The following is a 21,466-nucleotide window of genomic DNA, read 5'->3' on the forward strand; positions in this document are numbered from 1 at the left end:
GGAATATTGGATGGACCGACTCCAAGCAATGGAAGTTTTCACGCGCGTAGTCGATGCGAACAGCTTTACGCGGGCCGCCGAGACACTCGGCATACCGCGCGCAACCGTTACCACCGTTATTCAAAATCTCGAGGCGTTGCTCGGCGTGCGTTTGATGCATCGGACGACGCGCAGGCTTTCGTTGACGTCGGACGGCGCTGCCTATTATGAGCATTGCATCAAAATTTTGGCCGAGATAGCGGAAACTGATGCGAGCTTCCAGGTCGGCAACCGCAAACCGAGCGGCACGCTGCGGGTGCATATGCCGGGCTCGCTCGGGCGCCGGCTCGTCATTCCCGCACTGTCGCTGTTTCATCAACGCTATCCCGACATCACGCTCGATCTCGGGCTGTCCGATCGCGCCGTAGACCCGGTCGAGGAAGGTGTTGATTGCATGGTCCGAATCGGTCCGCTCGAAGATTCGTCGATGGTCGCGCGCCGGATCGGGATGTTAAGGCGCGTCACCTGCGCGGCGCCCAGCTATCTCGAGCGTTACGGCGAACCCACCGATATCGCGGCACTGGCGGCACATCAGGCCGTGAACTATCGCGCAACGCACGATGGCCGCGCCATTCCCTGGGTGTTCCTCGTCGACGGCAAGCCAGTCGAAGTCAGGATGAACGGCGTGGTCACCGTCAATGATTCGGATGCTTACGTCACCTGCGGTGTGGAAGGGTTTGGCCTGATTCAGCCAACGCTTTTCATGGTGCTGCCGCACCTTCTCGACGGCTCGCTCAAGGAAGTGCTGACCGATTCGAACCCGAAGCCCAAGCCCATTTCGATCGTCTATCCTCATAACCGGCATTTGTCCGCCAAGGTGCGCGTTTTCGCGGAATGGATCGCCGAGCTGTTTGAATCGACGCCCGCGCTGGAAGGCGGTGAACCCTGGCGCGACGATGTATTGCGCCGACAGGCGCGCCCAACTCGAGGGCAGTTGGTGGCTTGATACAGGAATAGTTAGTTCTACGAAATATCGATCGACTCCGTCGAATGCGCCCGTGTGTTCGTAACGCGGCTGACACCGAGCGCGGTGATAATCGGTGCCTTCGGCTCCGCGCGCAACGGGCCGCAGATTTCCACGAGGGAGAACCGCGATGAAGGAAGAGGACCCGCGACCAGACGCGCAGTTGCTGGCCGATCGGCAGCGCCGTTTCGAGGAAGATCTCGTCGATGCCTACGACGAAGAACTCGAAATGGAGGTGGATGACCGCATGCTCGACGGTGACGACGTGCTGAGCCCGGAAGCACGCGAGGCGCGCAAACATTATTTTCGCGAACTGTTCCGTTTGCAAGGCGAGCTCGTGAAGCTGCAGGATTGGATCGTCCAAACAGGTCATCGGCTCGTCGTGATCTTCGAAGGCCGCGATGCTGCCGGCAAAGGCGGAGTGATCAAACGCATTACGCAACGGCTCAACCCGCGTGTTTGCCGCGTCGCGGCACTGCCTGCGCCGAGTGATCGCGAACGCACGCAATGGTATTTCCAACGTTACGCGGCGCACCTTCCCGCCGGCGGGGAAATGGTGCTGTTCGATCGAAGTTGGTATAACCGCGCCGGCGTCGAGCGCGTGATGGGTTTTTGTACTGATGAAGAGTGCGAAGAATTTTATCGCTCGGTGCCCGAGTTCGAAAAAATGCTGGTGAGAAGTGGCATTCAGATTCTCAAGTATTGGTTTTCGATTACCGACGAAGAGCAGGAAATTCGCTTTCAGGCGCGCATTCATGACCCGCTCAAGCAATGGAAGCTGAGTCCGATGGATCTTGAAAGCAGGCGCCGCTGGGAAGCCTATACGCAAGCGAAAGAGGTCATGCTGCAGCGCTCGCATATTCCCGAAGCGCGCTGGTGGGTGGTTCAGGCCGTCGATAAAAAGCGGGCGCGCCTGAATTGCATCGATCATCTATTGAGCCAAGTGCCGTATCACGAGGTCACGCATCCGACAATCAGTCTCCCCCAGCGCGTGCACGGCGAAGACTACATCCGTCAGCCTGTGCCGGCCGATATGATCGTGCCCGAAGTGTATTGAGGCGTATCGAGCCGCGGCGCGGCTAGCGAAGCTCGTATTCCGCTCGGTAGCGCTCAGTGAGTTCGAAAAGATGAAGTCAATATGGCGAATGCAAGCCCAGCGGATATGCGGCGCATGGTGCTTTCAGGCATTAATGCATCGTTCAGGCTGCGGCAGCTAGGAATCACGCAGCGCGTGATTCGCACGACCGGGAGGGAGTTCGAGGATCTCGGCATACCCGCCAGTTCAGCTGCGAAAAGCCGCGAATTCGATTTCTCGAAATGGGATCGTGGCGAGTAGCAGGATGCGTGTATCGGCGAACCGGCGAACAGCAATTCGCGACCGGACAGCATGCGGGCGACAACGTGCGCAAAGAACCTACCGCGTTTTCGACCGTGTCTGCTTTCTGGCGCCGCCGGTGCGGGGGGTATCCTTGCTCGGTGTGCCCATCGCGCCGCTCATCTCGTCCATCCACGAAAGCGCATCGACGTACGACAAAAAACATTGCAAATAACGCGGCGACAGTTCGTGCATCAATGCGAGCGATCGATGCACGAGGCTGCTCGAATGAAGTGGACCGGCATTGTCCGGCACCTGCTCGAGCGACCACCGCAACTGCGTTCCGGCACTCAGTTCGGACCAGAGCGTTCGGAAGTATTCGAGCGCATCGAGGGTGGGATAGGTGGACGTCGTGCGGCTAGCGACGTAATCGAGCAATTGCGCGAGTGCACTCGCTGCGGGCTCGCATCGCGCTGATGCGGTGAAGGCATCAGCGACCGTGACCGTGATTGTCGTGTGAGTGCCAGCGCGATCGAGATCGTCGGCATAGGCGGCGAGCAGCTTGGATACCTTGCTGTCCAGCAGCGTTCTCGCGGCGCCTTCTTGCACAGCTGCCGCTCGCCGTGCCAACGCTTCGATAAAACAAAAGCGAACCCGGTCAAAGCGATCAGCGCCGCGCTCGCGCCAGGCGTCGAGCACTGCGCGCGCGGTGGCTGCGTCAGTGCTCATCGGGCGTCACTGTAGCGGGCGAGGGCTCTGAAGGTCTCGGAACCGGCGCGATCTCGACTCGGCGGTTTTTCGCGCGCCCCTGATCATTCGCATTCGAATCGACAGGCTGTTGCGCGCCGAATGCCGCTGCGAAGACCGACGAAGCCGGCATACCTTCATCGATCAATGCGCGCGTCACCGTGAGTGCGCGCTGAGCCGACAACTCCCAGTTGTCGGTAAATTGACGGCTGCCGCCGCGCACGAGCCGGTCATCGGTAAACCCGCTCACCATCAATATTTCGTCGTGTGCTTGCAAATACACGGACAACGGCTTGATCAAGCTTTTCAGCAGCGCTTTGCCTTGCGGCTGCAATTGATCGGAGTTGAGCGCAAACAAGAGACTGCCGCTGATGCCGATATGCCCATTGACGAGCGTCACGCGGCCCGTTGCGAGCGGCCCTGCCAGCGCGGCTTCAAGCGCACGGCGTCGCTGCGCTTCGAGTTGCCGCGCCTTGACTTCCTGTTCGAGCTTCGTCGAGAGCTCCAACTGCACGCTGATGACGCCCACCAGAATCAGCACGAAAACGCCGAGCAGCACCGACATCAAGTCGCCGAAGACGGGCCATATCGGCGCTGTCGGCTCCATTCCTCCGTCGATCTCATTGCTCATGCCGCGTTCGCTCCCGCGGATTCGCGCTGGCCGGCCAACTGTTGCAGGTCTTCGACGATCTGCTTTTGCGACCTTATGCTCAAGTCGATCGCTTCTCTTGCTTGCGCAACGTAGTAGGCCAGCTGCTCGTCACTGCGTGCAAGAGATTTGTCCAGCGCGGCCTCGATGCGTTGCAAGTGAGCCATAAGCTTGTCGTTCGACTCGCCGAACAACTGCACGGCCAGCCCGAACGCATCACCTACGCTCGACACTTCCACCGTGCTTGCGGTGAGTTGGGCCGTAGCCGCGCCGAGCCGTTCCGTTTCGAGCTCAACCTTATCGGAGAACTGTCTACCGACGCGATCGAGTAACTCCGCGGACGTGGAAACGAGTGCGCTGATCGCCGAGCGCTGCTCGGTAGACGCGTGGTTCACGGCATTGAGCAGCGTCTCCAGTGTTTCGAGTAGGCGGTTGCGCTCGTTCAACAGGGCGGTGTCGCGCGCCATACTGTCAGAGAGCTTTTGGCGCAACTCGGCGATGACTTCGGCAGCCGCTTTGGGTGCTTCGGATGCGGCTTGCACGAGCGTGGCGATTTCAGCGATTGTCTCGCGTGCATGCGCTTGCGTCTGAGCCGAGATATCGTGCGACGTTTGCGCGAGCTTGTCGCAGATGTCTTGTTGCCGGCTGGCCGTGTGCTCGCCCGCCGTTGCCCACGCTTCGGTCAACGAGGCTGCCATTGCGTCGAGCGCGTTTGTCCATGCCGCCAGCCGCTCGTCGTCTTGCACGGCGGCATCGGCCTGTCGTTGGGCGTGCGCCTGATCGAGTGTGCGGACCAATGATGATGCAAGCTGTTCGAAGGTCTGCGTAGCCGCAACGCGTGCCTGCTCGTTACGCTTTGCCACCTCGTCGATCAGGCTCGTCGCGCGCTGTGCGAAGACACTGACGAATTGATCGAGCGAGGCGCTCAGTTGCCCGGTGAGTGCTTCGCTCGTGCGACGGTGTTCGGCCAACGCCTCGGTCCAGGTATGCGTCACCGTAGCGGTCGATGCATTGAAATTGGAGGACATCGCATCGAACTGCCGCTGTGCGGATTGCGTGAGCGTGTCGTGCAACGTAGCCGTCTCGCGTGCGAGACCCGCCATCGTCGCATGCACGACCGGCTGCAACGCCGAGCCGAGCGCGCGCGCATTCTCGCTCACGCTCTCTTTCAATGATTGGGCGACCGATGCGGCCAGGTCGGTATACGCTGCCGCCGTCTTGCCATGGAACGCATCTTGGTTGGCAAGTTGCTGTTCGTTCAACGCAAGATGTTGCCGCTCGATCGTCGCCATTAACATCTGCAATCGATCGACGAGGGCCGGCATCGTTGCCGCCTGATGTTGCAGCAGCGCCAACGATGTTTCGCGCTGATGCACCTGCGAATGGATGCGCAACGAGGTAGCGATTTTCGCATCGAGCAAGTGCACCGCTTCGACGCGTTCGCGTCGGCACAACGCTGAAAGCAGCCCCAGCATCGCTGATGTCGCGACACCTGCAATCGAGGTGCCGAACGCAAACCCGAGCCCCTTGACCGGCGCCGCGAGCGAAGCGCGGATGGCCTGCAAGTCGGTGGCGTTTTCCAGGGCCGCGCCGGTGCCTCGCAGTGTGAGCACCATGCCCAAAAGTGTGCCCAGCATGCCGAGTAAAACGAGCAGGCCGACGAGATAGGACGTGAGCACGGGCCCTGGCAACGCGGCGCGCTCGCTCTCTACGCGTTGACGCACTGCATTGCGAAGGCTCGGATGGATCTGCTCAAGCCATATGCCAAGCGCGGGGGGCGGCTCGGACAGCGTGGCCGCAGCCCGCTTCAGGCTCGCCGTTGCCTCTTGATAGCGCTTCAACTCCAGCGCGCCGGTCAAGTAGCACACGCCAATCAGTAACGTAACGGCGAGCGCGAGCGCGTTCGACCCAACGTAGCCGATGCCGATCCAGCACAGCGCCGCGACGCCTGAAAAGAAAACAAGAAGATTGAGTGGCGTTCTGGACATAGCGTCCTAGTTAGGAGTGCGAAGGGCCGCAAGCAGCCCCTCAACCGGTTGAAAACGGATATCCAATTCGGCGAGCAGCACGCTTTGCATTTCCAAGCGAAACACATCGAGCCAGTTTGCCGAGTCGGGCAGATCGGACTGTTGCATGCGTTCGAAGCGGCGGGCGAGCAACTCGGGCAGCGTTGCGAGCAACGTTCGCTCGCGCGCGCTCAGTGTCTGCTCCATCACGGCATCCACGGCCGCGAGCCGACTCATGCCGGTGGCAGGCGCCGCTGTAGCAAGCTTGCTTCGCAAGCGGCGGCGCAGGTCGCCGATCTCGGTCTCCATCGTTTGCTGTATTGCTAGGTAGCGATGGCGGAAAAACGCGTAATCGGTGGTGGTTTCGGCCGTTGTGGTCTGGCTGATAATTGCCTTCGTCAATGCGCTACGCAATTGGATGCACGCGTTTTCATGCGCGACGCTCGCGTCTCGCGCGGCTGGCCGTGCGGTTTGACTGCCGTTTAGAGCAGACGAAAGCGTAATGGCATCGGTCCAGCCAAGCCACTGGCTCAGTTGTTCCGAAAGCGATTGCCGCGGTTCGGGAACGTCGATATTCGTCAGGCGGCTCATTAGGCGAATGAGCGCCGGGCCGCTTAAAGCTGTGCGCTGCGGAACTTGCACCATGTCACCGAGGGTCGAAAAGCCCGTCAGTTTACACGCCGCGCGCGCCGAAACGAAGTGGGAGTGAAGGCGAAGCTAAACGAATGGCCTGCGAGAAGGCACGATGCTTCTCGCAGGCCGAGGCCAACGCCAATTTTCAGCGTCAACGTCAACGTCGGATCAATCCCATGACGAGCATGACGAGGAAGACGATGAGGAAGATAAAGAACAGGATCTTCGCAATGCTAGCCGCGCCGGCCGCAATTCCACCGAAGCCGAAAGCGGCGGCAATGATCGCAATGATGAAGAAGACCAAAGCATATTGCAGCATGGTGTGACCTCCTTACGGTTGCAGTCCGTGCGCGAAATGGACGGACCCTACCCAAGCACAGCAAGCCGTGTTCCTCTACCTGATCGTTCGTTGACCTAAGTAATTTCTAATCAGAGGAATGACGGCAAAAGACGCGACTTTCCGCGGTTTTAGGAATAAGGTGAAGCGCGGCATAATGTCGACTACACAGCGTGGGTAAAGAGGGCGCATTCGCGCTGCTCCTCGATTTAAATTTGCACTCGCATCGCCGCCTTTTATGCGGCCCCATTTTGAGAATTGTTTTGATGAAACCGCCAAGGAATTCGCCGCGCTCGCGCTCACGAATTGGCCGCTACGTAATATTCGGTTTAATCGTCGCGGTGCTCGCCGCAACGGTGGCTTTGCTGCATTGGCGGCACGGGCAACGTGCAGCACAAACCGCAGCCGAACCGGCCCTGACCGGCGTGGCGAGTCAAATGCGTACTGATGCCTCTTCGTGGACCCATCGCGAAAAGGATGCATCCGAAATATTGCGCGATATTCACGAACGCAACATTGCGGCACTGGGCCTCAGCAGAAACGCCATTCTCGTATCGACGCAAGCAGGCGAGAAATATTACGTGGCGGACCGCGACGCGGCGTTTTCGAATGCGCTGCTGCTCGGCGAAATAAAAGCCGATGGCAATTCGTCGTATCAGATCGTATGGCTGCCGGACGCTGCGGTCCATATAGGCATGGCTCGCTGGGCCGATGTATTCGACAAAACGCGCGACACGCTGAGCCTGTTGTTGCCACTGCTGATGATTGGCGGGCTTCTGTGGTTCATGCGCCGGGAAATGCGCGGCGGGGCCACTTTGCTCGAAAAATCTCCGGCGTTGGGGTTCGTCGATGTCATAGGCGCTGGCGAGGCGAAGGCCGCGTTAGCCGACGTCAAGGCTTACCTCAGCGAACCGGCTCAATTCGTCGAGATGGGCGTGCGTGCGCCGTGCGGGGTGCTGATGACGGGCGGGCCAGGCGTCGGCAAAACGCGTCTTGCGCAGGCGCTCGCGGGCGAATGCGGTGCCAGCTTCATATCGATTACGGGCAGTTATTTCAGTGCAAAGTATTACGGCGTCGGTATTCAGAAGGTCAAGCATCTGTTCGAACTGGCGCGCCGCAATGCGCCGACGGTTATCTTCATCGATGAAGCAGACGGCCTTGGCAAGCGCACCGATACCGGTGGCGGGCCAGCCGAGGCGGAGAGCAATCGCATCGTCAACCAGTTGCTTGCGGAAATGGATGGGTTCGAGTCGAATGAAGGCGTGATTGTCGTCGCCGCGACAAATCACCCGGAAAATATCGACGATGCATTGCGCCGCCCGGGGCGCTTCGATCGCACGGTTCAGGTGCGCCTGCCTGATCTAGACGACCGGGCGAGCATCCTGCGCTTTTACGCGGCCAAACTGACGGCGAAATCCAACGACATAGACTTTAATCAGTTGGCCCGCCTCACGACGGGCCTCTCACCTGCCACGCTTTCGATGATCGTCAATCAAGCAGGGCTCGTGACGCGCAAGGCCGGTGACAAGGTAGTGAGTGGGGAGCACTTCATCGAGGCGATCAAGATCGCGCGAATCGGCGATGTGAACGGTGCTGAACGCGCGCTTTCGGAAGAGGAGTTGACGCGCATTGCCGTTCACGAAGCGGGACACGGCTTGGTTGCCGCATTGCTTGGCACGGGTGTGCTCGAAGAGGTCACGATACTGCCCAGAGGCGGCGCATTGGGGGTCGCGTTGATCACCAAGATGCAGGACAAGCACCTCTATCGCGAGACGGAAATCCGCAACGAAATCCAGGTATTACTCGGTGGGCGTAACGCAGAATTGCTGATTTTCAATGAAGCATCGAGCGGTGCCGCGCAGGACTTGCAGGAGGCGTCGCGCATCAGTCTCGATATGGTGTCGAAGTATGGCTTTAACGCCGACGGCGATTTGTTCAGCCTTGCGGCACTCCCGCAGCAGTATGCCGGCTTGCAACTAAAAGGAGCCATCGAGCACGCGAATGTGTTGCTGAAGGACCTGAATGACGCGTGCTATGCGTTGCTCCGTGCGAACCGGCCCGTGCTGCGCGCAATAGCGGATCAGCTGCTCGAATCGGAAACCGTACCGGGTCAGACGGTCTACCGTCTGATCAAGGAGCACGCGGCAGCGGCAAGCGCGAGTGCCGCGCGGCTCGCGCAGGAGCCGGAGGCGGCATAATGGTTGCGCGCGCAACTAATGTTGCCGCTTATCAACGCACGTGGAAAACGCCGCCAATGCCGATGCTGACCGGCGGCGCCGCGTAATAAGCCGGCGCATAGCCGTAGTAGGCAGGCGCGGGTGCATACCCATACGGTTGCGCGACAATGCAGCCGCTCAAGCCGCATACGCCGCTCATCAAAACGAAAAGGGCGAAAAGTCTCGACATGGTGTGGCTCCAGCGGAGTCTGAATGTGGCGTGAGTCTAAGGCGCGTGCTTGCATATTGGGTTTCGTGCGCGCTTACAGATGTTACGGGTTGTGTCCTTTAGTGTTCGTTAGCCGCAGCCGTCGCGGCTGCACTCATCCCCTCTTCCGCTCGGCCTCGAATTCCTCGTGATAATTAGCCACGTCGGTGCAGACCATGTTCTTTTCGAACAGCGGACGAAATACTGGCAAATGACCTGCGCCGTAGACAACCATCACGTCGCCGTACGCATCCAGCGCCTGCTGGATTTTGGTTGCCAGATTCTGGTCGCGAAAGGCCGATGAAATCGCCTTGTATCGCTGGATGTAGCTCGCACCCGGCGTATCGGTCGGCTCGGGCGGAACCGTGCGATCCCACCATGTCACCGGCGGTTCCGTGCTGTTCAATTCATGGGCGTCATACCACGCGAGAAACGCGGTTGTGCTGGTGAGTTGCCGATGCCTCGGGATAATGCCGTTGAACAAATCGCGCGCAGTCTGCACATAATTGTCGATGCGTTGCCTTCCAGCCTCGCGCGGCTCCTTCGGGAAGTGCCTGCGCCGATGCACGATGTCATCGAGGCAAGCGAGCCCTCGCAAGGGGTCGCCCATCTCGACGCGAAATTCGAAACAGAAGGTTTTTCGGAGTATCGGGAGCCACCAATTATTTCGTACTACGTCCGGCATCTGGACGATCCGCCCTCCCTGCTGTTCGGCGAAGCCACTGTCACCGAGTTTTCGCCGAACGCGTGCGCTGACGCGTGGAAATAGATTGTTTGATTGCCTGCCGAAAAAATTTGTTGAAACGGCGGCTTGGGCTCCCCACGGGCTGCTTCCTGAGTCCAGGGCTTGAGCAAATCGAGATCGAGCCGCACGCCGCCCGGGCGTGGTGTGCCGCCGGTCGCGCGTACATCTGACAGGCGTCGTCTCGGTTCGCCTTGCGCGGGGTATCCCGGCAAATCTCGAAGGTGCGGCGAAACAGCTTGACGAGAGGGTCCATTGGATACCGGCTCGGAAGGGGGGCTGCTGTCATGGCCGGACGCGGACGCGAAGCCATTGGAACGATTGATTTCATTGACCATGATGGAAGGCATTCTTTCGTTCAGGAAACGATACGCTGACAATTCTCGGTTCCGTCGCGTAATCGCGAAGCCGCCGCGTCGAGTGCGAAATGCGGCCTGTGCAGGTCGCGCTGGCTCAGCGCTAAGCGGCCGCATTAAATCAGACGAATATCAAGATACCTGTCCCTTAATATTTCACTCAACTAAACAAATCAGTCTGCCGATAAAGAAACAGCGGTGTGCCTTTCATGCGTTCATGCGGCGAGGCGAAGCCCGGCTAAAGCTCAGATCAAAAAAGGAAAACATGAAATCCCGACTGACAATCAAAGGTCGCATTGCGTTTGCAATGGGGTTGTTGGGCGCGTTATTGATTGCCGTCAGCGTGCTCGGTCTGGTTGGCACGAGCAGCGCCACCGACGCCACCTACGACGTCTTCTCGAATAATTTGCCGGGTGCCATTGCGACGGGCAATGCAGCGGCGTTCGTGCTGCGCGAGCGTGTCGTGCTCGATCGCGCGGCGCTCGAACCCGATTCACCCGATGTGGGGGCCACGCTCGAGCGCGCGCGCAAATATCGCGGCACGTCGAATCAGTGGTGGGACCGTTATTTGGCGCTGCCGCGCGATGGCGACGAAAACGAGCTCGCGAAGAAAGTCACCGCCGCGCGGCAGCATATGTACGAGGCGATCGATCGCGTCATCGATGCGATCAAAAGCCGCGACGCAGCCGACATTCGCGCCAAGACTTCCGCGTTGACGGCGCCGTATGTCGCATTGGGCGAGGCGACCGATGCGTTAACGGACTTCCAATCGCGCACCGCGAAGGCTAGCTACGACAAGGCGCGCAAACTTTACGTGACCTTTCGTGCCGCGGCGATCGCGATGATGCTGCTCGGGGCAAGTGCCGCCGTTCTCTCGTGGGTGACGCTGCGCCGCGCGATTGCGCGACCGCTCGATAATGCACTCGAACATTTCCGGGCAATTTCCGCGGGCGATTTGAGCCGGCCTGTCCATATCACCAGCAATGATGAGATGGGCGAAATCCTGTCGGGCTTATCGACGATGCGCGACGCATTGCGTGCGACCGTGCGCACTGTGCTTGATGGCAGCGAGGCCATCGCGCAGGCAACACGAGAGATTGCGGCCGGCAATCTCGATCTTTCCGCTCGCACCGAAGAACAAGCCGCTTCGCTGCAGCAAACTGCTGCCGGTATGGAGGAACTCACCGGCACCGTGCGGCAAAACGCGGACAACGCAGGGCACGGCAGCAAAGTCGCGGGCGATGCCTCGAACATCGCCAGTCGCGGCAGCGAAGTCGTCAACCGCGTGGTGGGTACGATGAGCGAGATCAGCGACAGCTCGTCGAAGATCGCCGATATCATCGGCATTATCGAAGGCATCGCGTTCCAGACTAATATCCTTGCGCTCAATGCAGCGGTCGAGGCAGCGCGCGCGGGCGAGCAAGGGCGCGGCTTCGCCGTCGTCGCCGGCGAAGTTCGGGCGCTGGCACAACGTTCGTCGAGCGCGGCGAAGGAGATCAAGCAGTTGATCGATACGTCCGCTTCGCGCGTGCAAGCGGGCTCCGCCTTCGTCGATCAGGCGAGCACCGCCATGCATGAAATCATTGGATCGGTTTCGCAAGTCAGCGAAATCATGGCGGGGATTGCAACGGCCTCGTCCGAGCAGCGCACGGGGATCGACCAAGTCGCACTCGCCGTGACGCAGATGGATACGGTAACGCAACAAAACGCGGCCCTCGTCGAGCAAGCTGCGGCGGCGGCGCAATCACTTGAAGTACAGGCGGCGCGTCTCAAGGAGGCGGTCGCCGCGTTCAAGCTCGACGTGTAACGAAGGGTTCGACGGCGGTCGGCGTCGGCAGTTGCGCTGGTCAACCGCTCTCGTCGTCCTCGACGGCTTTACGCTCCCGCCGTTCCTCGTTGCCGCGGCGCGCGAGCCGGCGCTGGCGCGAGAGAACGGTGATGACTTCCCCTGTGCTGGCGCCAGCGGGAATTTCGTTCCGGATCACATTCGGAATCATCGGGCGGCCCGCGCGGAGGCGGCGCAGTGCACGGGCTATGGCTTTGCGGCAGTCCTCTCCGTGGCAATCCCACTCGTCCCGGATTTTTCCGCAGTAACGACACTTGTCCATGACGAACAGTCTAACGGTAATCGCGTGCGGCGTCCGATATCTCGGCAGCACCGTGCGCCTTGCCCAGTATGGCTCGGGTATGCGACGGGCGCCGCAAGCGGCGTGCCGCGAACTAGCCGCGCGATTACTTCGCACTCCAGCTCATGCTTAGGTGTACTAACGGATAATCGCGTGACACGACTGCGCGCAAAGGTCCTGCCGAAAACGGCGCAGTGCATTTCAGCGGGAATTTGGCGATGCAATACTTTCGCGTGAAATCCGTAGACATCCCTGCAAGAAGGACTCCCCATATGATCCCTGGAAGCGAACCGGCAAGCATGGCCGACCTCGGCGACTTCGGCGAGACGTTGCAGCGCATTCGTCATCACATCCACCGCCATCCCGAACTTTCCTACGAGGAGGCCGATACGGCAGCGCTGGTGGCCGAGCGGCTCGAAGCGTGGGGTTATCAGGTGACGCGTGGCGTCGGTGGTCATGGCGTGGTCGGCACGTTGAAGGCAGGGACGGGCACGCGCTCGATCGGTATCCGGGCAGACATGGACGCATTGCCGATCCGCGAGTTGACGGGGCTCGCCTACGCCAGCGTGCACGACGGCAAGATGCACGCATGCGGCCACGATGGTCATACCGCGGTTCTGCTCGGCGCCGCGTATCAGGTCGCACGGACCCGTCAGTTCGACGGTACCGTGCATTTGGTCTTTCAGCCTGCGGAAGAGGCGGGTTCCGATAGCGGCGCGCAGCGGATGATTGCCGATGGGCTTTTCGAGCGCTTTCCGTGCGACGCCATTTTTGGGCTGCACAATCATCCGGGCGCGCCCACAGGTGCGTTCCTTTTTCGCCCGGGCCCATTCATGGCGGCCTGCGACACCGTGAAGATCACCGTCATCGGCAAGAGCGGGCATGCGGCCCGTCCGCATTTGAGCGCCGACCCTATCGTGATGGCGAGCAGCTTGGTCATGGCGTTGCAGACCGTTGTCTCGCGCAATATCGATCCCACTCAAACCGCCGTCGTGACGATTGGCTCGATGCATGCGGGGCACGTCGCGAACGTCATCCCGGATCGTGCCACTTTGGAGCTCAGTGTGCGCTCCTTCGATGACGACGTGAGGCGCACGTTGGAGGCACGTATCCGCACGCTCGCCGAAGGGCATGTTGCCGCCTACGGCGGCCGTGCAGAGGTCGACGTCGTGCGCGGTTATCCGGTGCTCGTCAATAGCGAGGCTGAAACCGAGCTTGCGCGGCAAGTCGCCGTCGAACTGGTGGGCGAAGCCAACGTTGTCGCGCCGTTTTCGGCCATCGCGGGCAGCGAGGACTTCGCCTACTTTTTGCAGCAGCGTCCTGGCTGCTTTCTGCGCATCGGCAATGGCGCCGACGCGCCGATGCTGCATAACGCGCATTACGACTTCGCCGACGAGAATCTCGCGATAGGCGCCACGTTTTGGACGCGTCTGGTCGAGCGTTATTTGCCCGCAGGAACACGACCATGAAACCGTAGGCGCCCATCGATGAGCGCGATCAGTTTCACGCTGTGACTGTTCCGCCTGCGTTCACGTAAGCGAGTTGCAGCGCGGAGATCGCATTCTGATGCTGGCCATAATCGTTACCCGGCAGCGATGCCCAAATATTCGAGCATAGGCGAACTGCCTCGGCAAAGTTGCCTTTCTCGATTTCGGGGTTCGCGCCGCGCTCTTTGATTTGCTGGAGCGCCACTTTGTCTTGCGACACGGGGCTAAAGTCCGGCAACTTCAACGATGCCTTATACGACTCCCAGAATCGATGAAGGATCTGATAGCGGCCCGCAGCTGTCGATTCCAAGCCGTTCTTGTTGACGTCAACGAGAATGCCGGGATGATCGGCGTAGCTTGTGAACCGTTTCGCACCGTCAATGCCGGTTACGAGCACATCGTATCCATCATCCTGAGTTACCGGATCAGTCGCGGTGCCTTCCGATTTCGCGATCATATCCAGGAACGCGACGAAATTCGCGCCGCCGGCTTCTTCGATAGAAATTCTTGCCATTACGTTCTCCGTTGTCGACCAGAGTTAGCGCTTTAGCGCTTACTCTGGTCCCATGCATGCATCGTCAACGCGCGGTCGCCTGCATAAGCCAGCAGGCCTGTTGTCACGTGCCGCGGCAGGTTGGCAATGCTCCGCAGGCCCGTACGGCTCGAATGTAGCCGCGAGGCTCGCACTGCGCCTCCGTCGTTTTGATAGGTGCAGGGTGGGTCCAATTAGGACAACTAATCATTAGATACGCGTTGTTCGCTCATTTATTTCTGCAAGCGCGCAACGAGGTACACGCCGATGGCTGCCAATACCATCCCGACCCACGCAACCGGTGGGAGCGCTTCGCCAAGGGCGACGAGCGCGATGACGGCAGTGACGGGCGGTACGAGAAAAAATAGCGCCGACACGCGCGATGCTTCGCCGAAGCGGATCATCGTCAACAGCAGATAGATGGCCAACAGCGAGTTACCGACGACGAGATAGGCCAGCGAGCCGGCGAGGCCGAGCGTCCAGTGCACGCGCATCGGCTCGAGAAGATAGGCAAGCGGCGCTGTAATGAGCAGCGCGACTCCGTATTGAACGAGGCTTGCCGAGAGAGGATGCGTTGCTGTGCCGAAGCGTTTTTCCCAAAGCGTGCTGCCCGTCATCGAGAGCAGTGCCAGAACAGCGAAGACGAGCGCCCGGGCCGATGAGATCTCAATGGATGATTTGGCGAGAATGACGATCGCCGCGCCCGTGACGCCGAGCGCCAGCCCGACCCAGCGAATCACGCCGACGCGCTCGCCCGCAATGGCCGGTGCCAACAGCCCGATCAGAATAGGCTGCTGCGACGTAATTAGCGCCGCGGCTCCAGCCGACATGCCGTATTTGAGGCTCAGGTAGGTAAAGGCGAAGTAGCCTGCCTGCAACAGTAACCCAACCATCCCAACGTGCAGCCAGGCCGCGGCGGTGCGGGGAAACTCAGGTTTGAACCACAGCGACAGCCCCGCGAGCAGGGCGACCACGATGGCATAGCGCAGCGCGAGGAACGTGAGCGGATCGGCATCGCGCAAGCCGAGCTTCAGAAAAACGAATCCGCTCGACCATAGCAGCAGAAAAAGCGCGGGCGCGCCCACAAGCCAAGCGGGCGCGGCAGTTGCTGAATCGGGGCGTTGTGGCATCGAGCGACCTCCTTCTGGCGACTTGTGCTCATTTTATGGGTATCCGGTTTGCGCGTTTGATTTCGGCCGCCTTCCCTGGGAGGGGTCTCGTCGGGGCTCTGTGGTTCCGTGGTTCCTCGCCGTTCGAGCGGGAGCTGGGTAGCGGGCAGATCGTTGTGTCGGCGATCGCCGCTTGGGAAATCGCGATGCTCGTCGAGCGCGAAATGCTTGTTCTGTCGATGGACGTCGCAAGCTGGCTTACGACCGTCTCTGCTGTCGTAGATTTGCCGGGCGAGTTTCATAAGGTTCCGGCCGATCGCATGATCGTGGCGACCGCGCGAAAGCTAGCTGTACCGCTGGTGACTCGGGACGAGAAGATTCGAGCCTACAAGCACGTCAATACCATTTGGTAGCGCGGCAGGAACGCGGGAACTGGAGCGCTTCCACGGACCGCGTCTCAGCTTGTCGGTGGTGAGATGATGCGCCGAGTAGCGACGTACGAAGAGGACGACGTCCGATTCCATCGACTATCGTGTCGCCACGATCACATGCGCCTGAATCTTACCGGCCACCGGGCCTTCGCCATGGCGACTGGCAATCGCCTCCGTAGCACAGTCCACGGCGAGCTGAAGCAGTTCGGGGGCGCGCCCCTCGATTTCGTTGCGCAGCGGCGTTCCCAGGCAATAAGCGATTGCAGCGTCGCGCGCCGAGGTCGCGCAACTCACTTTTTCCTGTGTCTTGATCTCGATGTCTGCGAACCCTGCGCGCCTCAAGTCCTCTCGGATCAGTGCGATTTCGTGATAGCCGTGCGGTGTGCGGGCGAGGAATCTCGGAGGGTCGTGCGCAAACACGGTGGCGAGGGCATTGGTGACGGTGTCGGCAAAGGCGTTCTCTTCGATGCGGTCCCAGACACTGAAAACAAAGCGCCCGCCCGGTCTCAGCATGCGACGCGCCTCAGCGTAGCCGACGACCCGGTTGGGAAAAAACATCGCGCCGAACTGGCAGCAAACGACGTCGAATGATCCGTCTTCGAACGGCAGGTCGAGCGCATCCGCCTGCCTCCATTCGATACGGCTATCGGCCCCCTGCCTGGTGGCGGCATAGTCGAGCATGTGCTGGCTGAGGTCAGTCACCACGTAGCGTGCGCCAGCGCGGAGCTTTGGTGCAAGCGCCCGCGTGAGCACGCCGCTGCCGGCTGCCGTTTCAAGCACCGAGTCGGGCAAGGAGGCCGCGACAAGCTCCGCCATGTCGGCGGCATAGGCCTCGAATATCAGAGGGACCATCAGCGTGTCGTAGGACTTCGGGATCGAGCCCGCAAACACCTTATCGCGCTCAGTCATAGCTCCCCCTTGAAATCTCGTAATGGCACCCTTGCCCGCTTTCCAGAGCGGACCAAGCCACTCCAACGAGCCCTCGGCCTACTGAGGCATCGGCAGCCACGCTTTATGGTTGCTGCGCATGCCGGCCTCGTCAACGTCGTTCAGCGATCTCTTCCAACATGCTTGCCATGGTCGCAACGCTGTCGCCGCCGTTATGCTGCATGGCTGCTAGTGAGCTGCAATCGCAGCCGTCGTATGTTCGTTGTGCGTCCAGTTATGGCAGAAACCAACAGTCAGCGGGCATTCACGCAACCCCGAACGGGCACTACACTCTGCTTGTTCCCACGTCGCACTGCACCGCCGTGAGGAATCGTCTGGCGACAGGCCCGTTGTTCGTTGCATCCTATCTCCCTCGGTATGACGCCGCAGACGTCGTTGCGGTCTGGTTTCGAACGATTACGCACTTGGGGAACGTATGAAAACACCAAATTCCGGCTCCACCGCCGCTCCGTTCGACGTTCCGAACGTTGATCACTTTCGCTTCCACCGGCCTCACGCACACCTTGCCACGGCGTTTGGCAATGACAGGTTCGCGCTCAAGGCCGAAGCCTTCGCGCGTTTTTTTGGGACGCCTCTTTTTTTAGGAACACAGACGGTAGTCGTCGCCATCTGGATCGGGGTGAACGCCCTCGGTTTCACGAAATTCGACGTTTACCCATTCATTCTCCTTAATCTGGCATTCAGTCTCCAAGCAGCTTATGCCGCGCCGCTTATTTTGCTTGCTCAGACGCGACAGGCAGCGCGAGACAACGCACACGCCGAAGCTGACGCGCAACACAGGGAAGCTCTTGCTATCGCTAACGAGCAGCGGCAGGCGATTGCCGCCCAAAACGCGGCTCAATTGCTGGAGTTGTTGCAGAGGAATACTGATCTGACCGAACTTACCCAGAAATTAACCGAGCGTGTCGAAACGCTGACCGCCGAGTTGCACCAGAAGCTCGTGCAAAAAGGCTCACAACCATAAATACTACAGCGCTCTGTCCATCAAGGTAACAGTTAATGTTGGCGTTGGTGAGCGTTCAATCGAGGGGGCGAGAGGCCGCTCCGAGACGTTCTGAGCCGATCTTCGTCGGGCTCAGCGCGGCCATCACCTTATCCGACACTTCGAATGCGTAACTCTCTGCCGCACTGCTTCACCACCCCGTGCTAACCTTCTGGTGGCGCAAACGATCCATCCGAAGCCGCAGCCTCGTAGCAATTCCGTTGGAATAGCTCCGCGGGCACCTGGAACGGCCCTGATTCTGGGTCGGCCTCAAAATTATCCCATCAACGGAAAACACCATGTCCCCGTCCGCTGCCATTGCCGCTATTCTCACCGCGCTGCTGATCGGTGCGATGAGCCCAGGCCCGAGCTTCGTGATCGTCGCACGCAACTCGATCGGCCTGTCACGTCACGACGGTCTCGCGGCAGCACTCGGCATGGGCATCGGCGGCGTGTTTTTTAGCGGCATCGCTCTTCTTGGGCTGTACACGCTGCTCGCGTCTGTCGAGTGGCTTTATATCGGCCTGAAGGTCGCGGGTGGTCTCTATCTGATCTATCTCGCGTCGAAAATGTGGCGCGGTGCGGCCACGCCGCTCGCCGTCGACAACAACCCGCGCGGCGTAGGTCAGACGGCCCGGAAGTCCTTCTGGATCGGTCTCAGCACGCAACTCAGCAACCCGAAAACGGCCGTCTACTACGGCAGTATTTTTGCTGCGCTGCTGCCGCAACACCCGCCGCTGTGGTGTTACTTCGCGCTGCCGCCGGCGGTATTCGCGATCGAAGCCGGTTGGTATACGGCCGTAGCGCTCTGCTTTTCGAGCAAGCGTCCGCGCGACCTCTATCTGAAAGCGAAGGCATGGGTCGACCGGATCGCGGCCGGCGCCATTGCGGCACTCGGATTGCGGCTGATACTGGCCGCGCACAAAGTCGGCATCTGATCGACGCAGCGACTGTCTTCTCCGGTTGCTGCGGCAATATGTCATTACCGGCGTGCTCTGCACGCGGCGACGCGGCGGACTGCGCCGCCAACACGGCCCGATCGATTTTGTGCGTTCATTTCTTACTTGCGGGTGAAGCACGGCATTTCCCCCTCGGAGGGAGTCGTACTGACTGTGATCATGGAACGTCGTTGGCGACATTTCGCATCCCTTATTGCCGACAACGATTACTGCGTTATATCGTTGACAAATGACCCTTATGCTTTGGAAACTGACATTGGCCTTACTTGAGTCGAAAGGCCGCAGTGGATCGGCTACGGGCGGCTGCATCGGGCGATGACCTTCACGCTTAAATGTCAAGCACACCAAAGAAAGAACGAGATTTCGGTGAATCGCCCGACTTCGCGTAAACTTCGCCAGATCCCCGTTCGCTAATGCTGCCGCTTGTGGCGGTTGTCGAAGCTCCCGTTATGCAAGGAGGCGTCACGCATGCACGCAGTGCCTTTGCCGGATAGCAGTGCCATCGATTCGCCCGCAAGCGCGCCCGTCCGCGACCTGCGCCGTGTACCCATCCATCCCGATCACTGGTATCCACTAGCCTGGTCGAGCGAGGTCAGGCGGGGCAAAGCCGTCGGGGTGCAATTTGCCGGCGATCCGATCGTGCTGGTGCGTACCGAGTCCGGTACGATATTCGCACTCGAAGATCGTTGCGCACACCGACAGGTGCCGCTGCACGCGGGCGTGGTGCAAGGCGAGTCCATCCGCTGCTGCTATCACGGCTGGACTTATGACTGCACCGGCCGCTGCGTCGATGTGCCATACCTCGGGCGTGAGCACCTGCCTAACGGCGTGCGTGCTTATCCGTGCCGCGAGGTGCACGGCCTGATCTTTGTCTTCCCCGGCGATGCGGGGCTTGCCAAAGCGCGGCCGCTGCCCGCCCTGCCATCGGTGGCGGACAAGGCGTACAAGACGCGCCGCTTTGGCCGCGAGGTCAAGTGCCACTACTCCTTTTTGCACGAAAACCTGATGGACATGAACCATCAGTTCCTGCACCGGCGGCAGATGGGGCAGATGCGTGCGCGCTCGCTGGGCCGCCGTCGCGGCGAGGGTTGGGTAGAAGTGGACTACACGTTCTCGCGCATGGAAGGCAAGCAGCCTGTGGGCGAGGCGCTGGTGTTTGGCGCCAGCAAGAAGAACGGCGACCGGGACGCCAAGGACGTAATGACGGTGCGCACCAGCTATCCGTACCAGACTCTCCAGATCCGCTCCGGCGCCGGCACGTTAGTGATGGACCTGTGGATCGTCTACGTGCCGCTGGATGCGGCGCAGCGCACCAACCGGACATTTGGGCTGCTTTCCATCCGCAGGCCTGGCATCCCGTTTGCACTGGACCTGGCATGGCCGCTGCTGGTCTGGTTCACGGAACGCATCTTCAAGGAGGACCGCTGGATCGTCGAGCGCGAGCAAGAGGCCCACGACAAGCAGGGTGCTGACCGGAACCACGAGGTGTTCCCGGTCATCAACGAATTGCGAGACCTGTTGCGCAACTGCGGCGGCCGCACCGTAATCCCGATCCGCGAGGTGGGCGACACGGCCTGATGGCGAAGCCGCGCCGCAAACGCGTCGATCAGCGGCTGGCACGTGTTGTGTGCTGTTCATCTCGCTATTGCGCTGCAGCTAGGCCTGACTGGTGCCACCACGCGACTTCGCAACTGGCGCAGAGCGAAGTAGCTGATCGCGTATCCACATGTGCGCCGGTGTGCCCGCGTGCCGCGTATGTTGGTAGATTTTCAGCGTGTAGCGAGGTGCGGCGAAAGGCGTCGGATAAATCGTGACCGGCGCGGCATCGCGCAGGACCAGCGCGGCGTGGCGCGGCACAGTCATGAGCAAACTGGAGTGGGCAACAATGAACGGCGCGACGAGAACGGTCGGTAACTGCACTGTCACTTTCCGGGCGACGCCCAGTCGATCGAGCACGAGGTCGATAGAGCCGCGAGAATCGTCCCACGGCGTGACCACCACATGCTGGGCAGCGAGATACTGTGCCATGCTAACTTTGCGCCGGATCGACGAATGCTGTCGACTCGCGATCACCACATAGTCGTCCGAAAACCAGTCGGAGCTTTCAACTCCTGCTGGCAACGGCAATGCTTCCTCTTCATAGCCGAACGCGAAGTCGATGCGGCCCGAGGCAAGTTCCTCTGCGGATTCCCGGCCACGTGAAGACACCACTTTGAACCGCAGTTTCGGCGCTACCTTCTGCATCTTCGCGATAAATGCAGGAAGGATCGCAAACGCGGTGTAGTCGGTGGCAGCAAAAATAAAGGCACGTTCACTGCCGACGGGATCGAACTGCCGAATCGGTGCAAGCCCTGCGTGCAGCAAATCAAGTGCTTCGCCGACCGGACGCATCATCCTTTCGGCGGCGGCCGTCGGGCGCATTTCATTGCCGATGCGCACAAATAATTCATCGGCGAGCGCATCACGCAGTCGCGCGAGCGCATGACTTAGCGCCGACGCGCTCATTGCCAGCTCGTTCGCAGCCATCGTCACCGACCGGTGACGCACCAGCGCGTCAAATACCAGCAGCAGGTTCAGATCGAGCCTGCGCAGATCGCGATGCATAATATTCAATCCATAATGAGCAAAATGCAGTATATGCAGATCCGTCTTCGACTACCATCGTGGGCCTGTTTCCCTA

22 protein-coding genes are annotated in these 21,466 nt (G+C 60.2%); 10 read left to right on the forward strand and 12 right to left on the reverse strand.

What is annotated here, in order from left to right; translation table 11 throughout:
* The first annotated feature begins 10 nt into the window (after nt 1-10).
* Nucleotides 11-985 (forward strand): LysR family transcriptional regulator, encoded by a 975-nt coding sequence (locus tag ACSQ20_RS25175; RefSeq protein WP_436025286.1) that lies wholly within the window; start codon nt 11-13, stop codon nt 983-985.
* A 148-nt stretch (nt 986-1,133) separates the two neighbouring features.
* Complete coding sequence (ppk2, locus tag ACSQ20_RS25180) at nt 1,134-2,060, forward strand: polyphosphate kinase 2 (protein ID WP_436025288.1); 927 nt, start codon at nt 1,134-1,136, stop codon at nt 2,058-2,060.
* Between the two features lie 357 nt (nt 2,061-2,417).
* Here ppk2 and ACSQ20_RS25185 read toward each other — a convergent pair whose 3' ends face one another.
* The 5 genes from ACSQ20_RS25185 to ACSQ20_RS25205 all read right to left on the reverse strand — a co-directional run bounded on the left by ACSQ20_RS25185 (nt 2,418) and on the right by ACSQ20_RS25205 (nt 6,672).
* On the reverse strand, nt 2,418-3,047 hold the full coding sequence (locus ACSQ20_RS25185) for a DUF2894 domain-containing protein (RefSeq protein WP_436025290.1): 630 nt from the start codon (nt 3,045-3,047) through the stop codon (nt 2,418-2,420).
* On the reverse strand, nt 3,037-3,696 hold the full coding sequence (locus ACSQ20_RS25190) for an OmpA family protein (RefSeq protein ID WP_436025292.1): 660 nt from the start codon (nt 3,694-3,696) through the stop codon (nt 3,037-3,039). The genes ACSQ20_RS25185 and ACSQ20_RS25190 overlap by 11 nt, the downstream gene beginning before the upstream one ends.
* Nucleotides 3,693-5,702, reverse strand: coding sequence for a DUF802 domain-containing protein (locus tag ACSQ20_RS25195; RefSeq protein WP_436025294.1), 2,010 nt, complete (start codon nt 5,700-5,702; stop codon nt 3,693-3,695). The genes ACSQ20_RS25190 and ACSQ20_RS25195 overlap by 4 nt, the downstream gene beginning before the upstream one ends.
* Nucleotides 5,703-5,708: 6 nt before the next feature.
* Entirely contained in the window at nt 5,709-6,365 is a 657-nt protein-coding gene (locus ACSQ20_RS25200; protein WP_436025296.1) for a DUF3348 domain-containing protein, read from the reverse strand.
* Between the two features lie 145 nt (nt 6,366-6,510).
* Nucleotides 6,511-6,672, reverse strand: a complete 162-nt coding sequence (locus ACSQ20_RS25205) for a DUF1328 family protein (protein WP_436025298.1) — start codon at nt 6,670-6,672, stop codon at nt 6,511-6,513.
* 284 nt (nt 6,673-6,956) lie between these two features.
* Here ACSQ20_RS25205 and ACSQ20_RS25210 point away from each other — a divergent pair, with 284 nt between their 5' ends.
* Nucleotides 6,957-8,888, forward strand: a complete 1,932-nt coding sequence (locus ACSQ20_RS25210; protein ID WP_436025300.1) for an AAA family ATPase — start codon at nt 6,957-6,959, stop codon at nt 8,886-8,888.
* A gap of 31 nt (nt 8,889-8,919) precedes the next feature.
* Here ACSQ20_RS25210 and ACSQ20_RS25215 read toward each other — a convergent pair whose 3' ends face one another.
* Nucleotides 8,920-9,096 (reverse strand): hypothetical protein, encoded by a 177-nt coding sequence (locus ACSQ20_RS25215; RefSeq protein WP_436025302.1) that lies wholly within the window; start codon nt 9,094-9,096, stop codon nt 8,920-8,922.
* A gap of 133 nt (nt 9,097-9,229) precedes the next feature.
* Complete coding sequence (locus ACSQ20_RS25220) at nt 9,230-9,616, reverse strand: hypothetical protein (RefSeq protein ID WP_436025304.1); 387 nt, start codon at nt 9,614-9,616, stop codon at nt 9,230-9,232.
* A 60-nt stretch (nt 9,617-9,676) separates the two neighbouring features.
* On the opposite strand from ACSQ20_RS25220, the gene ACSQ20_RS25225 reads away from it, so the two are divergent.
* On the forward strand, nt 9,677-9,883 hold the full coding sequence (locus tag ACSQ20_RS25225; protein ID WP_436025306.1) for a hypothetical protein: 207 nt from the start codon (nt 9,677-9,679) through the stop codon (nt 9,881-9,883).
* Between the two features lie 594 nt (nt 9,884-10,477).
* Nucleotides 10,478-12,019: a methyl-accepting chemotaxis protein gene (locus ACSQ20_RS25230; RefSeq protein WP_436025308.1), complete on the forward strand. Its 1,542-nt coding sequence runs from the start codon at nt 10,478-10,480 to the stop codon at nt 12,017-12,019.
* Between the two features lie 40 nt (nt 12,020-12,059).
* Here ACSQ20_RS25230 and ACSQ20_RS25235 read toward each other — a convergent pair whose 3' ends face one another.
* Nucleotides 12,060-12,320 (reverse strand): hypothetical protein, encoded by a 261-nt coding sequence (locus tag ACSQ20_RS25235; protein ID WP_436025310.1) that lies wholly within the window; start codon nt 12,318-12,320, stop codon nt 12,060-12,062.
* A gap of 290 nt (nt 12,321-12,610) precedes the next feature.
* Here ACSQ20_RS25235 and ACSQ20_RS25240 point away from each other — a divergent pair, with 290 nt between their 5' ends.
* Nucleotides 12,611-13,807, forward strand: a complete 1,197-nt coding sequence (locus tag ACSQ20_RS25240) for a M20 aminoacylase family protein (protein WP_436025312.1) — start codon at nt 12,611-12,613, stop codon at nt 13,805-13,807.
* A 34-nt stretch (nt 13,808-13,841) separates the two neighbouring features.
* On the opposite strand, the gene ACSQ20_RS25245 is transcribed toward ACSQ20_RS25240, so the two are convergent.
* Nucleotides 13,842-14,339 (reverse strand): glycoside hydrolase family 24 protein, encoded by a 498-nt coding sequence (locus tag ACSQ20_RS25245; RefSeq protein WP_436025314.1) that lies wholly within the window; start codon nt 14,337-14,339, stop codon nt 13,842-13,844.
* Between the two features lie 251 nt (nt 14,340-14,590).
* Complete coding sequence (locus ACSQ20_RS25250) at nt 14,591-15,487, reverse strand: DMT family transporter (protein WP_436025316.1); 897 nt, start codon at nt 15,485-15,487, stop codon at nt 14,591-14,593.
* Here ACSQ20_RS25250 and ACSQ20_RS25255 point away from each other — a divergent pair.
* Nucleotides 15,481-15,879 carry a type II toxin-antitoxin system VapC family toxin gene (locus tag ACSQ20_RS25255; protein ID WP_436025318.1) on the forward strand — a complete coding sequence of 133 codons (399 nt, stop codon included), beginning with the start codon at nt 15,481-15,483 and terminating at the stop codon, nt 15,877-15,879. The genes ACSQ20_RS25250 and ACSQ20_RS25255 overlap by 7 nt on opposite strands.
* Nucleotides 15,880-15,993: 114 nt before the next feature.
* On the opposite strand, the gene ACSQ20_RS25260 is transcribed toward ACSQ20_RS25255, so the two are convergent.
* Nucleotides 15,994-16,806, reverse strand: coding sequence for a class I SAM-dependent methyltransferase (locus ACSQ20_RS25260; protein ID WP_436025320.1), 813 nt, complete (start codon nt 16,804-16,806; stop codon nt 15,994-15,996).
* A gap of 454 nt (nt 16,807-17,260) precedes the next feature.
* Between ACSQ20_RS25260 and ACSQ20_RS25265 the strand changes: the two genes are divergently transcribed.
* The 3 genes from ACSQ20_RS25265 (at nt 17,261) to ACSQ20_RS25275 (ending at nt 20,364) form a co-directional block, all read left to right on the forward strand.
* On the forward strand, nt 17,261-17,809 hold the full coding sequence (locus ACSQ20_RS25265) for a DUF1003 domain-containing protein (protein ID WP_436025322.1): 549 nt from the start codon (nt 17,261-17,263) through the stop codon (nt 17,807-17,809).
* Nucleotides 17,810-18,126: 317 nt separating this feature from the next.
* Nucleotides 18,127-18,765 (forward strand): LysE family translocator, encoded by a 639-nt coding sequence (locus ACSQ20_RS25270; protein ID WP_436025324.1) that lies wholly within the window; start codon nt 18,127-18,129, stop codon nt 18,763-18,765.
* 489 nt (nt 18,766-19,254) lie between these two features.
* Nucleotides 19,255-20,364, forward strand: a complete 1,110-nt coding sequence (locus tag ACSQ20_RS25275) for a Rieske 2Fe-2S domain-containing protein (RefSeq protein WP_436025326.1) — start codon at nt 19,255-19,257, stop codon at nt 20,362-20,364.
* A 78-nt stretch (nt 20,365-20,442) separates the two neighbouring features.
* On the opposite strand, the gene ACSQ20_RS25280 is transcribed toward ACSQ20_RS25275, so the two are convergent.
* Nucleotides 20,443-21,390 (reverse strand): LysR family transcriptional regulator, encoded by a 948-nt coding sequence (locus tag ACSQ20_RS25280; RefSeq protein WP_436025328.1) that lies wholly within the window; start codon nt 21,388-21,390, stop codon nt 20,443-20,445.
* Between the last annotated feature and the right edge of the window lie 76 nt (nt 21,391-21,466).

It is taken from the genome of Trinickia sp. LjRoot230 (assembly GCF_964253315.1).
Classification (GTDB): domain Bacteria; phylum Pseudomonadota; class Gammaproteobacteria; order Burkholderiales; family Burkholderiaceae; genus Trinickia.

What these genes read in the sequence shown, in the direction of transcription:
- ACSQ20_RS25260 (WP_436025320.1), bottom strand. Translation starts at nt 16,806, where the DNA reads ATGACTGAGCGCGATAAGGTGTTTGCGGGCTCGATCCCGAAGTCCTAC.
- ACSQ20_RS25230 (WP_436025308.1), top strand. Translation starts at nt 10,478, where the DNA reads ATGAAATCCCGACTGACAATCAAAGGTCGCATTGCGTTTGCAATGGGG.
- ACSQ20_RS25270 (WP_436025324.1), top strand. Translation starts at nt 18,127, where the DNA reads ATGTCCCCGTCCGCTGCCATTGCCGCTATTCTCACCGCGCTGCTGATC.
- ACSQ20_RS25190 (WP_436025292.1), bottom strand. Translation starts at nt 3,696, where the DNA reads ATGAGCAATGAGATCGACGGAGGAATGGAGCCGACAGCGCCGATATGG.
- ACSQ20_RS25250 (WP_436025316.1), bottom strand. Translation starts at nt 15,487, where the DNA reads ATGCCACAACGCCCCGATTCAGCAACTGCCGCGCCCGCTTGGCTTGTG.
- ACSQ20_RS25245 (WP_436025314.1), bottom strand. Translation starts at nt 14,339, where the DNA reads ATGGCAAGAATTTCTATCGAAGAAGCCGGCGGCGCGAATTTCGTCGCG.
- ACSQ20_RS25195 (WP_436025294.1), bottom strand. Translation starts at nt 5,702, where the DNA reads ATGTCCAGAACGCCACTCAATCTTCTTGTTTTCTTTTCAGGCGTCGCG.
- ACSQ20_RS25200 (WP_436025296.1), bottom strand. Translation starts at nt 6,365, where the DNA reads ATGGTGCAAGTTCCGCAGCGCACAGCTTTAAGCGGCCCGGCGCTCATT.
- ACSQ20_RS25210 (WP_436025300.1), top strand. Translation starts at nt 6,957, where the DNA reads ATGAAACCGCCAAGGAATTCGCCGCGCTCGCGCTCACGAATTGGCCGC.
- ACSQ20_RS25265 (WP_436025322.1), top strand. Translation starts at nt 17,261, where the DNA reads ATGAAAACACCAAATTCCGGCTCCACCGCCGCTCCGTTCGACGTTCCG.
- ACSQ20_RS25215 (WP_436025302.1), bottom strand. Translation starts at nt 9,096, where the DNA reads ATGTCGAGACTTTTCGCCCTTTTCGTTTTGATGAGCGGCGTATGCGGC.
- ACSQ20_RS25280 (WP_436025328.1), bottom strand. Translation starts at nt 21,390, where the DNA reads ATGCATCGCGATCTGCGCAGGCTCGATCTGAACCTGCTGCTGGTATTT.
- ACSQ20_RS25205 (WP_436025298.1), bottom strand. Translation starts at nt 6,672, where the DNA reads ATGCTGCAATATGCTTTGGTCTTCTTCATCATTGCGATCATTGCCGCC.
- ACSQ20_RS25240 (WP_436025312.1), top strand. Translation starts at nt 12,611, where the DNA reads ATGATCCCTGGAAGCGAACCGGCAAGCATGGCCGACCTCGGCGACTTC.
- ACSQ20_RS25225 (WP_436025306.1), top strand. Translation starts at nt 9,677, where the DNA reads ATGCACGATGTCATCGAGGCAAGCGAGCCCTCGCAAGGGGTCGCCCAT.
- ACSQ20_RS25185 (WP_436025290.1), bottom strand. Translation starts at nt 3,047, where the DNA reads ATGAGCACTGACGCAGCCACCGCGCGCGCAGTGCTCGACGCCTGGCGC.
- ppk2 (WP_436025288.1), top strand. Translation starts at nt 1,134, where the DNA reads ATGAAGGAAGAGGACCCGCGACCAGACGCGCAGTTGCTGGCCGATCGG.
- ACSQ20_RS25175 (WP_436025286.1), top strand. Translation starts at nt 11, where the DNA reads ATGGACCGACTCCAAGCAATGGAAGTTTTCACGCGCGTAGTCGATGCG.
- ACSQ20_RS25235 (WP_436025310.1), bottom strand. Translation starts at nt 12,320, where the DNA reads ATGGACAAGTGTCGTTACTGCGGAAAAATCCGGGACGAGTGGGATTGC.
- ACSQ20_RS25275 (WP_436025326.1), top strand. Translation starts at nt 19,255, where the DNA reads ATGCACGCAGTGCCTTTGCCGGATAGCAGTGCCATCGATTCGCCCGCA.